The organism is Dactylosporangium sp. CA-139114 (assembly GCF_050955725.1).
Classification (GTDB): Bacteria; Actinomycetota; Actinomycetes; order Mycobacteriales; family Micromonosporaceae; genus Dactylosporangium.
The window spans coordinates 1,104,469-1,117,394 of sequence record NZ_CP192080.1 but is presented as its reverse complement, the minus strand read 5'-3'; the positions used below and the strand labels follow the sequence as shown (position 1 = coordinate 1,117,394).

Sequence of the window (12,926 nt, the reverse complement as noted above, 5' to 3'; positions counted from 1 at the left end):
GAGCGCTACTTCTTCTTGAACCACTCGGCGGTGAGGTCGTCGACGTCGACGACGCCCTGGACGCCCTCCCGGACCTGCTCCCCGAGCTTCGACATGGCGATGACGAGGCTCTCGCCGCCCTCGAGCACGCTGGTGCAGGGCGGGTGCTTGCCCTCCATGTAGTGCTTGTTGAAGTTCTTGCCCGGCTCGTCGTTGCCCCACGGCTGGCTCGCGTTGAGCTCGTCGATCCGGGCCCGCAGGGCGCGCCACCGTTTGAGCATCGCGTCGCCGGTGGTCGTCAGCTGCGACGCGGCCCCGAGTGCCTGGGTGGGGTTGACCGCAGTGCTGTCCGTCATCGCTGCTTCTCCTTCTCCGCATCCATGTCCGCGGCGAGCAGGCCGAGCTCGGAGTCGAGCTTGTGGGTCATGCCCTGCAGGTCGAACTCCAGGTGCGCCTGCACGGTCGACTCGGCCATGAACGGCTTGCACGCCTCGGTGACCTGGCGCATCGCGTCCGCCGAGGCCGCCTGGATCGTCTTGGTGATCGACTGCGCGAGCTGGCGGGAGTCCGGACGACGGTAGACGCGCGCATCGATGTCCAGCCGGATCAGCTGGCCACGGGGCCCGACGACGGCGGTGATGAACCCGTCGTCCGACTTGGCCGTCGCCGTGATGGCCTGGAGTTTCTGCTGCAGCGTGCCCATGCCGCTGCGCATCCGTTCGAGCTCGCCGGCGAGCTCGTCGGCGCGCGCCCGGAGCGCACGGTTGTCCATGATGCCCTCCCCGTAGCAAGCCGTCCAACCGTACGATACTCAACAACGGCAATACGCCACCAGTGCGTATCGATGTCACAGAAGGGCTCCGACGTGCAGCGCAAGCGTTGGTTCGCCGCCACCGCAGCGCTCGCTGCCGCGGCGATGACGCTCGCCGTGCCCCGGACCGCCCTCGCGGGCCCGCCCCCGGCCGCAACGTGCAGCAACCCGGCCAAGGCGGGCGAGGTGGTCAAGGAGACGCCCTGGCCGCAGCAGACCTTCGGCATCGGGCGGGTCTGGCCGACCACCAACGGCGGCGGCATCACGGTCGCGGTCCTCGACTCCGGCGTCGACGGCGCCCATCCGCAGCTGGCGGGCCAGGTGCTGCCCGGCTTCGACTTCCTGCGCAACGCGGCGGGGGCGGACTTCGACTGCACGTCGCACGGTACGGCGGTGGCGAGCCTCATCGCCGCCAAGCACGCCAACGGCGTCGGCTTCGAGGGCCTGGCCCCCGGCGTGAAGATCCTGCCGATCCGCGTCTCCGACCACGAGGACGGCACCAACGGCGAGGCCGCCGGGCCGGACGTGTTCGCCAAGGCGATCCGCTACGCGGCGGACCAGAACGCCCGCGTCATCAACGTCTCGCTGAGCCTCGACACCGACTACCCCGCCGTCGCCGAGGCCGTCGACTACGCGATCAACACCAAGGGCGCGCTCGTCGTCGCCGCCGTGGGCAACCACCACGTGAGCGCCGAGGCGACCCCGCCGCCGATCGGCTCGGCGCGCAGCGCGATCCCGAACGACCCGCCGTCGTATCCGGCCGCCTACCCCGGCGTCCTCGGCGTCGCCGGCGTCAACCAGGACGGCACCCGGGTCGACGAGTCCCAGGTCGGCTCCTACGTGGACATCGCCGCCCCCGGCAACCTCGTGCTCGCCGCGACGCGCGAGCACGGCCACCAGTACTACAAGGGCACCAGCTTCGCCGCGCCCATCGTGAGCGCGGCCGCGGCGCTGGTGTGGTCGGCCCAGCCGGGCCTCAAGAACAGTGACGTGGCCTGGCGGCTGCAGGTGACCGCGGATCGCATGGCGGGCGCGCAGCGCAGCACCGAGTTCGGCTACGGCCTGGTCGACCCCTTCCGCGCCGTCTACGAGACCCCCTCGAAGCAGGGCGCGGCCACCCCGACGCCGATCCCCGCCACCGCGAGCGACCCGGCCGCCGCGGCCCGCCTGAGCCGCTGGCAGACGGCGGGACGCATCGCCGCCTTCACCGGCCTCGCGATCCTGGTGGCCGCCCTGGTGATCTTCGCCCTGCGCGGCGCCGCCCGCCGCGGCCGCGCCCGCGGCTGGCGCCCGGGCGAGGTCCAGCCGGTCAAGCGCCCGGAGCGGGACCCGGACATCGAGCCGGAGGACGTGTTCTTCGCCCTCCCGACCCGTTCCCGCACCGACTGACGAACGCAAGAACCTCGACGCAAGCGACCGGGACCTCGCGTTCATGAAATAACCGATAAATCGGATACGTCCGGACACGGAGTGTCTGGACGTATCCGCACCGGCGCTGCGATGTGGCCGTGCCCCCTCCGAAGCCGGTCCGGCAGGGGCTGACGGTCACGCAGGGTCCGGACCATCCGCACCGGCCACGATGCGGCCGTGCCCCCGCCGAAGCCGGTCCGGCAGGGGCTGACGGTCACGCAGTATCCGGACTATCCGCACCGGCCACGACGTGACCGTGCCCCCGCCGAAGCCAGTCCGGCAGGGGCACGGTGCGGATGGTGCTCCAGGATCACGACCGCCCGATGGCCGGGCCGGCCTCCGGGGACTGCGGCAGGTTGGGCGTGTCGATGACGGCGCCGCCCTGGTTCGGCCGCTCCACCGCCCACAGCTCGTCCTCCGTCGCCTCCGCGTAGTCGTCGTGCTCGGCCCGCTGGTCGCGGCGCACCGGCCGGAACGGCGACTCGCCGGGGCCGGAGCCGCCGCGGCCGCGCAGGGCCGGGCCGCGGCCCTCGCCCTCCGGCAGCGGGCTGCCCGCCGGGCGCTTGATGCCCCCGCGGCCCTCGATCGCCGGGCGCGCGGCCTGGCGGTTGAAGCCCTCCTGCTCCTCCAGCGGCAGGCCGGGCGCCCGGCGGCCGTTGAGGCGCTCGCCCGGGGCGCCGGCGCGGCCCGCGCCCCGCTGGCCGGGCGGCAGGCCGTTGCCGCGGCCGCCGAGGCGCTCGTGCTCCGGGCCGATGTGCCCCGAGGGGCCGCCGGGGCCGCGCCGTCCGCCCAGGCGGGGCGGCATGGGACTGCGCGGCGCACCACGCCCCGTCTCCTCGCTCAGATCGGGGCCGTGCACGCCGCCGGGGAGGCGGCCCTTGGACCCGCGCAGGTTCGGGTTGCCGCGGCCGGGCGGCATCGGCGGGCGGGCGCCGCCGCCGGGCGGCGGGCGCAGGCCCGAGAGGTTCGGGCGGCCGGGCAGCTGGGGGCGCATGCCACCGGGGCCCTGACCGGGGCCTTGCCCGAGCCGCTGGGCCGCCTCGGCCGGGTCCAGACCCGCGAGGCCGCGGGCGGTGCGGAGGTTCGGGCCGCCCGGGAACGCCGGCAGGCCCGGCACGTTCATCGAGGGCACGACGCCCGGGCCGCCGGGGGCCGGGGGCAGGTGCATGTCGGGCAGCGGCGGCAGCGGGGGCGCGACCGCGCCGCCGGCCAGGGTCAGGGCGTGGTCCGGGTCGTAGCCGGGCACGCCGAGGCCCGCGAGCTGCGACTGCAGCCGGCTCGTGTCCGGCGGGCTGGTCTTCGGGATCGACGGCGGGTTCAGGATCGGCGGCGGCGGGAGGCTGCCGCCGGGGCCGCCGCCGTGGAATTTCGGCTGCACCGCCACGGCCGCGTTCGTCGGGCCCTTGTACGTCGAGCCGTGCGTCAGGAAGTTGTAGTACACGTTGAGATACGTGTCCGCGAGGTCCTTGACGAACGGCTTGATCTGCTCCGTGTAGTGCTTGACCAGCCGCTTCTTGCGGTTGTCGTCGGTCTCGGTGTTGGAGATCGCGCCGCCCTTGCCGGCCGCGACGATCCTCGACGTGGGCGCGGAGCCGGGCACGCTGCCGGGGTTGTTGATCGCCTGGCAGTATTCGTTCCAGACCGCGAGAGCCTTCTTCTGGTTGTACTTGATCGTGCTGGCGAGCACGTCGAGGCCCGTCGCGTTGGTGTTGGCGACGTCCTTCCACTCGTCGATCGAGGACAGCGAGGCCCCGATCTCGCGCAGGAAGACCTTGGACGCGTCGGAGTTCCAGTGCGACGCGAGCTCGTCGGTGTAGCGCCGCAGGTTGCGGCTCGTGTTGTCCAGCAGCGTGTGCACCCGGCGCCACATGTCGGCCAGGGCCGTCGCGCGCGCGTCGGAGTCGATCTGGATCCAGGGCCACATCATCTCGATCGTCGTCGACTCGGCGTCCCAGTCGGTGGGGTCGTAGTCGACGATCTGGTTCGAGGCGCTGTAGTTGTCGTACTGCGAAACGCTCGGGGGAAGCGTGTACTTCACATACCCGTAGTACTGATCAGTCATCGGTTCCCCCGTCTCACTTCTTCTTCAGCGGGTCTTCAGGGGCGCCCATCATGTCGGTCTCGTTGCTGTGCACGTAGTACGAGTTGGCCCCCTCCCCCACCGAGAAGCCCTGGTCCCAGGTGTTGAAGTAGGACGAGCCGTCGGTGGGCGGGATGGCGCCCTCGGTCTGCATGCGGTGCTCGGCCGCGTTCGCCGAGCCGGTGAAGGGCGCGTCGTCCGTGCCCTGCCCCTGCTGCTGGGCGGCCTTGACCTGGTCCTGCAGCGTCGGGCGCCCGTCGGTCGGCCAGAACACGTCGTAGACGTCGTCGACGTGGGCCTTGCCGAGGTCGTCACCGCCGAGGTACTCGTAGTAGATCCCCAGCGCCGCCTGCGTGATCGCCTGCAGGCTGAACGAGACGTCCTTGAGCAGGTCACCCGTCGCCGCCAGCGCGTTGGCGTGCGCCCCGCGGTAGAGCTTGGCCTCGCCGAAGCCGGCGAAGGTCGACTGGACCTTCGTCATCGGCAGGACGCCGTCCTTGAGGTTGGTGTTGTAGTCCTCGACCTCTTTGCCGACGAGCTTCACGTAGTCGGCGAGGCTCGACACGTTGACCTTGATCGGCGAATGGTCGACCGGTGTCCACGAGTCGTGCCCCGGCTTGTACTCGTAACCGTCTCTGGTCATTCGCCCTCCCCGTCGGCCGAAGTCGAACCCGATAGACCCAACTCAATCATATCGGTTCCGCACCACAAGAAGCTCGGGTTCATCAGCTCGGTGGCGGGCGCCACGCGAGCTGGACGAGCCGGCCGCCCTCCTTGCGCGTCACGTAGTACCCGCGGCCGGGCGGCTGGTGCGAGGAGCGCACGTTGCCCAGCAGGGCGCCCTCGTCCCGCTCGCCGGACAGCAGCATGCCGGGCGAGCCCAGCTCCCGCAGCCGCATGAGCACCGGCTCGTAGAGCGCGCGGCTCGCGCCGCCGGTGCGCCGGGTCAGAATCAGGTGCAGGCCCACGTCCCGGGCCTGGCTGAGGAAGTCCAGCAGCGGGGTCACCGGGTTCGTGCTGCCCCCGGCGACCAGGTCGTAGTCGTCGACGAGGACGTACAGCTCCGGGCCCTTCCACCAGCTGCGGTTGCGCAGCTGCTCGATCGTGACGTCCGGGCCCGGGAGCCGGCTCTTGAGCACCCCCACGACCTCGGTCATGATCGTCTGCGCGGTCTGCGCGGAGGTACCGGTGCCGATGAGGTGCTTGCTGTCGAACGCGCCGAGCAGGCTGCGCCGGTAGTCGATCACGATCATGCGAGCCTCGTTGAGCTCGTACCGATCAATGAGCGACTGCCCGAAGGCCCGCAGGAACGCGCTCTTGCCCGACGCGGAGTCGCCGAAGAGCAGGAAGTGCGGGTCCTGGTCGAAGTCCACCCAGACCGGGCGCAGGTCCGCCTCCGCGATGCCGATCGGGATGCCGGAGCGCTCGCGATCGGTGACGGGCAGGCTCTCGTACGGCAGCATCGCCGGCAGCAGCCGCACGGGCGGCGCACCGGCGGCGGGCCAGCTCTGGCGGATCTCGGCGACCAGCTTCTCGACCCCGTCGGAGAGGTCCTCGACCGTCTGCTGCCCGTCGACGCGCGGCAGGGCGCCGAGGAACTGCAGGCCGCCGGGGACGATGCCGCGGCCCGGGGTGCGGTCGGGCACGTTCATCGCCGCGCGCCGGTCGATCTGCGAGTCGCTGGGATCGCCCAGGCGCAGCTCGAGGCGGCTGCCGAAGAGGTCGCGGATCGCGGGCCGGACGTCGTTCCAGCGCGTCGCGGAGGCGATGACGTGGACGCCGTACGTCAGCCCGCGGTTGGTCAGGTCGTTGATCGCGCCCTCGAGGTCCTCGAAGTCGGAGCGGATCGTCGACCAGCCGTCGATGACCAGGAACACGTCGCCGAACGGGTCGTCGGCGTGCTGCCCGGCCCGGCGGGCCCGGCGGTAGGTCGCCATCGAGTCCACGGCCGCCGCGGCGAAGCGCCGTTCGCGCTCGGCCAGCAGCACGTAGAGCTCGGCGACCGTGCGGCGCACCGCGCCCGGGTCGAGCCGCGTGGCGACCCCGCCGACGTGCGGCACCTCGCGCAGCGTGCCCAGGGCGCCGCCGCCGAAGTCGAGGCAGTAGAACTGGGCCTCGCGCGGGGTGTGCGACAGGGCCAGGCTCAGCACCAGGCTGCGCAGGATCGTGCTCTTGCCGCTGCCCGGGCCGCCGACCACGACCGCGTGCCCGGCCGAGCCCGCCAGCTCCCACCAGACCGGGTCGCGGCGCTGGTCCAGCGGCCGGTCCACGATGCCGAGCACGGCGTGCAGGCTGCCCTGCAGCTCCGCCACCTGCACGGTGAGGCCGCGCTCGGGGTCCACGATCCGCGAGGGCAGCAGCGCGTCGAGCGACGGCGGTTCGGCCAGGGGCGGCAGCCACACCTGGTGCGCCGGCATGCCCTTGCCGCGCATGCGGTCGACCAGCAGGTCGAGCATGCTGTCGCCGACGACGTTCTCCTCCTCCTTGACGACCACCGGCTCCTCGGTCACCGGCGGCGCGACGTATGCGCTGACGTAGTCACGCACGACCGGGCCGCCCCCGGCCGCGGCCAGGGCGACGGCGGTGTCGCGGCGGTAGACGCCGGAGACGTACGCGGCCCGGAAGCGCCGCAGCGGCTCGGTGCCGAAGCGCAGGTAGCCGTGGCCGGGCGAGCGGGGCAGCTCGAACGCCGCGACGTCGCCCAGGACGATGCGGCTCTCGACCGCCGAGAAGGTTCGCAGGCCGATGCGGTACGACAGGTGCGTGTCCAGGCCTCGCAGGCGCCCCTCCTCCAGCCGCTGGGACGCGAGCAGCAGGTGCACGCCCAGCGACCGCCCGACCCGCCCGATCTGCACGAACATGTCGATGAAGTCCGGCTTGGCGGTGAGCAGCTCGCTGAACTCGTCGCAGATGATGAGCAGGCTCGGCAGCGGCTGCAGCGGGGCGCCGGCCGTGCGGGCCTTCTCGTAGTCGCGCTGGGAGGCGTACATGCCGGCCTTGCGCAGCAGCTCCTGGCGCCGCAGCAGCTCGCCGTTGATGGCGTCGGTCATGCGGTCGACCAGGGGCAGCTCGTCCTCGAGGTTGGTGATCACCGCGCTGGTGTGCGGCAGCACGTCGAGCTTGGTGAAGGTCGCGCCGCCCTTGAAGTCGATGAGCACGAAGTTGAGCACCTCGGAGCTGTGCGTGACCGCGAGCGCGAGCACCAGCGTGCGCAGCAGCTCCGACTTGCCGGAGCCGGTGGCCCCGATGAGCAGGCCGTGCGGGCCCATGCCGTCCTGCGCCGACTCCTTGAGGTCCAGCTCGACCATCGTGCCGTCCGGCGACCAGCCGATCGGCACCCGCAGCCGGTCGCGCTGCGGCCGCGGCACCCAGTGGCGGGTCGGGTCGTAGTCGTCGGGCGAGCCGATCTCGAGCAGGTCGGTGAGGTCGATGGTGCCGGTGGCGCGCTGCTCGGTGCGCGAGGCCGCCGACAGCCGCAGCGGCGAGAGCTGCAGCGCCAGGCCCTCGGTCTCGGTCAGGCTGAGCCCGTCGGCCCGCCCGACCTCCGCCTTGCCCTCGAAGGTGCTGCTGGACAGGGCGCCGCCGGGCTCGATGCCGAGCACGAGCGCGGTCTGGTCGAGCAGCCGGGGCGGCGGCGTGGACAGGTCCAGCACGGTGACGCCCTCGACGCCGCCCTCCGTCATGAGGTGGTCGGAGCCGAGCACGTCGCCGCCGTCGAGCACGACGATCAGGTGCGGGCCGCCGACCCGCTCGGCGCTGCTGACGGGGTTGAACCGGGGCCGGGAGCCGAGCACGTCGTCGAGCATCGCCTCGAGGCCCGGCACGTTGGTCGAGACGAGGCGCAGCTGGCCGAGGGCGTCGTTGCGGTTCGGGTGCAGCGCGTGCGGCAGCCACTTCGCCCACTCCCAGTGCCCGCTGCTCGCCGGGCCGGCGCACACCGCCACGAGCAGGTCGTCCGGGGAGTGGAAGGCCGCCGCCTGGGCCACGATCGCGCGGGCCAGGGCGCGGGTGCGCTCGATCTCGCCCTGCATGTAGACGCGGGCGAAGCCGTCGAGGGCCATCACGATCGGCAGGTCGTCGACGGTGGCGTAGGTGGTCATGAACCGCCGCAGCGCGACCGCGCACATCGGGTCGAGGTCCTCCAGCGGCTTGCTCGCCGGGGGCACCAGGGGCGTCGCGAGGTCCTGGGGGCCGAGCGCGATGCGCACCATGCCGAAGTCGGCGTCGCCGGGGCGCCGCTCCCAGAGCCGCTGGCTGGCCGGGATCGACCACAAGGCGTCGGGGTCCGGGTAGCGGTACAGCTGCGCCGCCCGCTGCTTCTGCCCGGCCCGGCGCACCTGACGGCGCCGCTGGGCGAGGTGGCGCATGTAGTTGCGCCGGGCGAGCAGCATCTCCTGGCGCCCCGGGCCGGCGCTCTGACCGAACTGGGAGGCGAGCATGCCGATCGCGGACAGGCCGAACATCGCGCCCGTCATGTAGGCCAGGGGCCCGCCGCGCTGACCGGCGAACATGAGCGCCATCGAGCCGGAGCCGGCCAGCATCGGGATCATCATGAGCATCTGCGCCCAGCCCTTGCCGGTGGGCGCGGGCACCTCGGGCGGCGGCTCGAGCAGCACCTCGCCCGAGGGATACTCGGGCTCGGCCCGCCGCGACGGCCTGCGGCGCACGACTGTGCTCACTCGAGTCCACCCTCCCCGTAGCGCCCGTTCGATCACACATGCTAACCAGAGGGCTGCTAGGTTGGGCACTCTCGATGGCGGGCGGAAACGGCGGGGAGCACGGTCGATGGCCGAGAACGTTGGTGCCGGGCTGGCCCGGGTGGTGCTCGCGGCCCCCAAGCGGCGCCTCGACCTGGCGCTTCCGGAGCAGATCCCGCTGGCCATGCTGCTGCCGGGGGTGCTGCCCCGGGCCGGCGAGGCCCTCGCCGACGACGGGCTCGACCACGGCGGATGGGTGCTGCGCCGCACCGACGGCACCACGCTCGACATGAGCCGCACGCTCGCCGCCCAGGACGTGCACGACGGCGACATCCTGCACCTCGCGCCGCGCTACGAGGAGTGGCCCGAGCTCGAGTACGACGACGTGGTCGACGCGATCGCGGCCGGCGCCCGCCGCTACGGCGCACCGTGGACCCCGGCCGCGACCCGCGTCACCGGCCTGGCCACGGGCGTGCTGCTGCTGCTGGGCACCCTCGCGCTGCTGCTGCTCGCCGGGCCGTCCTGGACACTGCCCGGCATCGTCGCGCTCGTGGTCGCGGCGGGCCTGCTGACCGGCGGTTTCGTGCTGTCCCGGGCGATGTCCGACGCCACCGCGGGCTCGACCCTGGGCGCGGCCGGCCTGGTGTTCGCGTTCGCAGGCGGCCTGCTCGTGCTCGGCGGCGACGAGAAGCTGTCCCGCCTCGGCGCCCCGCACCTGCTCACGGGCGCGGGGGCGCTGCTCGTCGTCGCCGTGATCGGCTACCTCGCGGTCGGCGCGAACATCCGCCTCTTCGTCGCGGGCATCTTCGCCGGGGCCCTGGGCGTGCTCGCGGGCCTGCTCGGCCTGACCTCGCTCGGCGCCCCCGAGTGCGCCGCGGCCCTGGTCGGCCTGCTGGTCCTGCTCGCGCCGGCCCTGCCGCTGGCGTCGGTGCGGCTGGGCAAGGTACCGGTGCCGCAGCTCCCCCGCACCACCGACGACCTGCTGCAGCAGGACCCGGTGCCGCCGGCCGCGACGACGTACGCCACCGTGGCCCGCGCGGACGAGATCTTCACCGGCCTGCTGTTCGCCTCCGCGGTGCTCAACGTCGCCTCGTTCTGGCTGATCAGCCGCGAGCCGGGGATCATGACCGGCATCCTGGTCGGCGTGGTGGCCGCGGCGAACCTGTTGCGCGGGCGGCTCTTCGGCACCGTGCGGCACCGGCTCCCGCTGCTGCTGACCGGCCTGGCGGGGCTCGCGCTGCTGATGGCCCGCCTGACCGGGGCGAGCCTGACGGTGCAGGTCGGCGTCGGGGTGGGGCTGCTGCTCCTCGCGGTGCTCGCGGTGACGGCCGGGATGCGCTACAGCGTGCGCCCGCCCTCGGTCTACCTGGGCCGGCTCGGCGACATCTTCGACGTGCTGCTCGTGCTGGCCACGATCCCGATCGTGTGTCAGGTGCTGGGCGTCTACAGCTGGATTCGCGGCCTGGCCGGCTGAGCCACCTCCCGCGAGCCGTGCGCAGCGCGGGCGCGCGGCCCGCGCCGCGCAGGGCCCGGCCTGCCGGGCAAACGCCGGTCAGGACCCCAGCACCTCGCCGTGATCGTCGACCTCGGCGAAGGGCTCGCCGCGGACCAGCCGGCGCATCGCCTCGTCCGGGTCGGCGCCGATCAGGAACTCCCCCGCCTCGTGCAGCAGGAAGACCCGCCCGTCGGCCGCCACCACGATGTCGCTCGGCCCGTCCTCGAACCAGGCCAGCGGGAACACCGGCATCCCCAGGTCGCCCGCGAACTCGGCGAAGAGGTCGGCCAGCACGCGGCCCTTCGTCGGCCAGAACTCCACGCTCCAGCCGCCCGTCGCCACGCCCGGCTGCTTGAGCTGGCGGAAGCTCAGGCCGCCGAACTCCTCGAGCAGGCGCCGGGCCACCGGGAAGATCGGCAGGCGTTGCTCCAGGCCGGGGGTGGCCTCGTAGAGCTCCCGCAGCCAGCTCGCGACCCAGGTCTCGACGTTGCGGTTGGACTTCCAGCCGGCGGCGGTGAGCACCTGCCGCACGTCCTCGGGAAACCGGCGCCGGGCCGCCAGTTCGAGCTCGTAGAGCTCCGCGACCGCCTGCGGCGACAGCGACGGCCACGTGGTCAGCTCGCCCGACTCCTTGTCGATCACGGCGAGGGGCGCCCCGATCACCTCCGGCGGGCGGTCCGGGTCGGACGGCGGCACCTTGGCCCAGGCCACGAACCCGTGCTCGAACTCGTGGAGCCCGACGTCGCCCCCGCTGGCCGGGAGGCCGGCCAGCGCCCAGGGCCGGGCGATCTGCGTGGCTTCATCAGGCGTCACCAATGCCGCACCTCCGTGGTCGCTGGCCTATCGTATGCAGCCGAGCCCTCCGCAAGCGCGAGGGCCACGGGGAGGGGACCAACCGGACATGCCGTCCCGACGGGAACAGATCCAGTCGTATCAGTACCTGATGCAGCGCGTGGTCAACGCGTTCGTCTCGGGTGAGGCCGACCCGTCGATGTCGCCGACCCGCCGGCTGGCCGGTGCCGGGTACGCCAGCGTGATGGTCGCCGTGCTGGTGCTCGCCGTCTTCGGGGTGATCGGGCTCATCAAGCACGGTGGCAACACGTCCTGGCAGGCCGCCAACGCGGTCGTGATCGAGAAGGAGACCGGGACGCGGTACGTGTACCGCGACGGCGTGCTCTACCCGGTCGCCAACTACGCCTCCGCGGTGCTCGCGATCGGCCAGGCCGCCACGACCGTCTCGGTCTCGCGGGAGTCGCTGACCGGAGCCACCCGCGGCCCGCTGATCGGCATCGCGGGGGCGCCCGACGCGCTGCCCCCGGCGAGCCGGATGAGCGCCGCCGGGTGGTCGATGTGCGCGGTGGCCGGCCACGACTCCAGCGGCGGCGCCACGGTCTCGAGCCTCGTCATGGTCGGCACGACCCCCTCGGGCGGGCAGGACCTCGGCGACTCGGCCATCGTCGTGCGCGACAACACCAGCAGCCAGAAGAACTACCTGGTGTGGAACGGTCACCGGTACCGTGTCGACTCCCGCCAGATCTTCGCCGCCATGGGCATCGACGGGCAGCCGCGGGTCCTCGTCGACGAGGCGTGGCTCGACACGGTGCCGCAGGGCCTGCCGATCACCCAGCCGCAGGTGGACAACAAGGGCAAGGCGTCCACCGCGATGAAGAACTACCTCATCGGCCAGGTGCTCACGGTCACCGTCGGCGGCTCCACCACCGCCTATCTCGTGCGCGCGAACGACATCGTGCAGGTCACGGCGGTCGAGCAGGCGCTGATCCTGGCCGATCCGGCCACCGCGGCGGCCTACCCGAACGCGACGCCGCAGGCCAAGGCGATCCAGGCCGCCGAGGTCGCCAACGTGTCCAAGGCCAACCGGCCCAAGTCCGACCTCGACCCGCCGGCCCAGGTGCCCTCGATGGCGACCGTCGACCCGGCGGCGCCGCTGTGCACCACGTGGGCCGACAAGCAGGGCGCGCCCAAGTTCCTCATCAACGCCCAGCCGCAGTCGGACAGCGCCGGCATCGCGACCAACGGCAACGCCACCGACCAGGTCGCGACGCGGGTCGTGGTCCCGTCGGGCGGCGGCGCGGTCGTGCGCTCGGCGCAGTCCGCCGACACCGGCTCCGGCCAGGTGTTCCTCGTCACCGACCAGGGCCGCCGGTTCGCCCTGATGGCCCCCGCGCAGCTGGCGTGGTTCGGCTACGGTTCCGTGAAGCCGATCGAGCTGCCGTCCTTCGTCGTCGCCCGGATTCCCGCGGGACCCGGGCTCGACCCGAGGACCGCGCAGCGTCCGCTGACGGGCTGAGCGGCCCCGGCGCGGAACCGCCCACTACGGGAAGTGGGAGAACTTCGATACGGTGATATGCACAAGCGCCGCCCCACGGGGGCGTCGGCATCCGAATGGAGGTGGGTCTGACGATGGCCGGCAAGGGAGTAACCACTGACGCCGCG

At 72.9% G+C, this 12,926-nt stretch carries 9 protein-coding genes; 3 read left to right on the top strand and 6 right to left on the bottom strand.

Features of this window, described 5'->3' with window-relative positions:
• Positions 1–5: 5 nt before the first annotated feature.
• Together ACQP2P_RS05070 and ACQP2P_RS05065 are read right to left on the bottom strand one after the other, a co-directional pair.
• Positions 6–335, bottom strand: coding sequence for a hypothetical protein (locus ACQP2P_RS05070; protein WP_433613734.1), 330 nt, complete (start codon positions 333–335; stop codon positions 6–8).
• A complete protein-coding gene (locus tag ACQP2P_RS05065) occupies positions 332–751 on the bottom strand; it encodes a YbaB/EbfC family nucleoid-associated protein (RefSeq protein ID WP_433613732.1) in 420 nt (139 codons plus the stop codon). Before ACQP2P_RS05065 ends, ACQP2P_RS05070 begins: the two co-directional genes overlap by 4 nt.
• 93 nt (positions 752–844) lie before the next feature.
• Here ACQP2P_RS05065 and mycP point away from each other — a divergent pair, with 93 nt between their 5' ends.
• Positions 845–2,179: a type VII secretion-associated serine protease mycosin gene (mycP, locus tag ACQP2P_RS05060; RefSeq protein WP_433613730.1), complete on the top strand. Its 1,335-nt coding sequence runs from the start codon at positions 845–847 to the stop codon at positions 2,177–2,179.
• 331 nt (positions 2,180–2,510) lie between these two features.
• On the opposite strand, the gene ACQP2P_RS05055 is transcribed toward mycP, so the two are convergent.
• The 3 genes from ACQP2P_RS05055 to eccCa all read right to left on the bottom strand — a co-directional run bounded on the left by ACQP2P_RS05055 (position 2,511) and on the right by eccCa (position 8,959).
• A complete protein-coding gene (locus tag ACQP2P_RS05055; protein ID WP_433613728.1) occupies positions 2,511–4,262 on the bottom strand; it encodes a hypothetical protein in 1,752 nt (583 codons plus the stop codon).
• A 13-nt stretch (positions 4,263–4,275) separates the two neighbouring features.
• Complete coding sequence (locus ACQP2P_RS05050) at positions 4,276–4,923, bottom strand: hypothetical protein (RefSeq protein ID WP_433613726.1); 648 nt, start codon at positions 4,921–4,923, stop codon at positions 4,276–4,278.
• 82 nt (positions 4,924–5,005) lie between these two features.
• On the bottom strand, positions 5,006–8,959 hold the full coding sequence (gene eccCa / locus ACQP2P_RS05045) for a type VII secretion protein EccCa (RefSeq protein ID WP_433613724.1): 3,954 nt from the start codon (positions 8,957–8,959) through the stop codon (positions 5,006–5,008).
• A 106-nt stretch (positions 8,960–9,065) separates the two neighbouring features.
• Here eccCa and eccD point away from each other — a divergent pair, with 106 nt between their 5' ends.
• Positions 9,066–10,451 (top strand): type VII secretion integral membrane protein EccD, encoded by a 1,386-nt coding sequence (gene eccD, locus ACQP2P_RS05040; RefSeq protein WP_433613722.1) that lies wholly within the window; start codon positions 9,066–9,068, stop codon positions 10,449–10,451.
• Positions 10,452–10,529: 78 nt separating this feature from the next.
• Here eccD and ACQP2P_RS05035 read toward each other — a convergent pair whose 3' ends face one another.
• On the bottom strand, positions 10,530–11,285 hold the full coding sequence (locus tag ACQP2P_RS05035) for an SUKH-3 domain-containing protein (RefSeq protein ID WP_433613720.1): 756 nt from the start codon (positions 11,283–11,285) through the stop codon (positions 10,530–10,532).
• A gap of 88 nt (positions 11,286–11,373) precedes the next feature.
• Between ACQP2P_RS05035 and eccB the strand changes: the two genes are divergently transcribed.
• On the top strand, positions 11,374–12,780 hold the full coding sequence (gene eccB, locus ACQP2P_RS05030) for a type VII secretion protein EccB (protein WP_433613718.1): 1,407 nt from the start codon (positions 11,374–11,376) through the stop codon (positions 12,778–12,780).
• The last annotated feature ends 146 nt before the right edge of the window (positions 12,781–12,926 follow it).

Coding starts and splice junctions, on each gene's coding strand:
- ACQP2P_RS05070 (WP_433613734.1), bottom strand. CDS start 335: ATGACGGACAGCACTGCGGTCAACCCCACCCAGGCACTCGGGGCCGCG.
- ACQP2P_RS05065 (WP_433613732.1), bottom strand. CDS start 751: ATGGACAACCGTGCGCTCCGGGCGCGCGCCGACGAGCTCGCCGGCGAG.
- ACQP2P_RS05055 (WP_433613728.1), bottom strand. CDS start 4,262: ATGACTGATCAGTACTACGGGTATGTGAAGTACACGCTTCCCCCGAGC.
- ACQP2P_RS05050 (WP_433613726.1), bottom strand. CDS start 4,923: ATGACCAGAGACGGTTACGAGTACAAGCCGGGGCACGACTCGTGGACA.
- eccD (WP_433613722.1), top strand. CDS start 9,066: ATGGCCGAGAACGTTGGTGCCGGGCTGGCCCGGGTGGTGCTCGCGGCC.
- eccB (WP_433613718.1), top strand. CDS start 11,374: ATGCCGTCCCGACGGGAACAGATCCAGTCGTATCAGTACCTGATGCAG.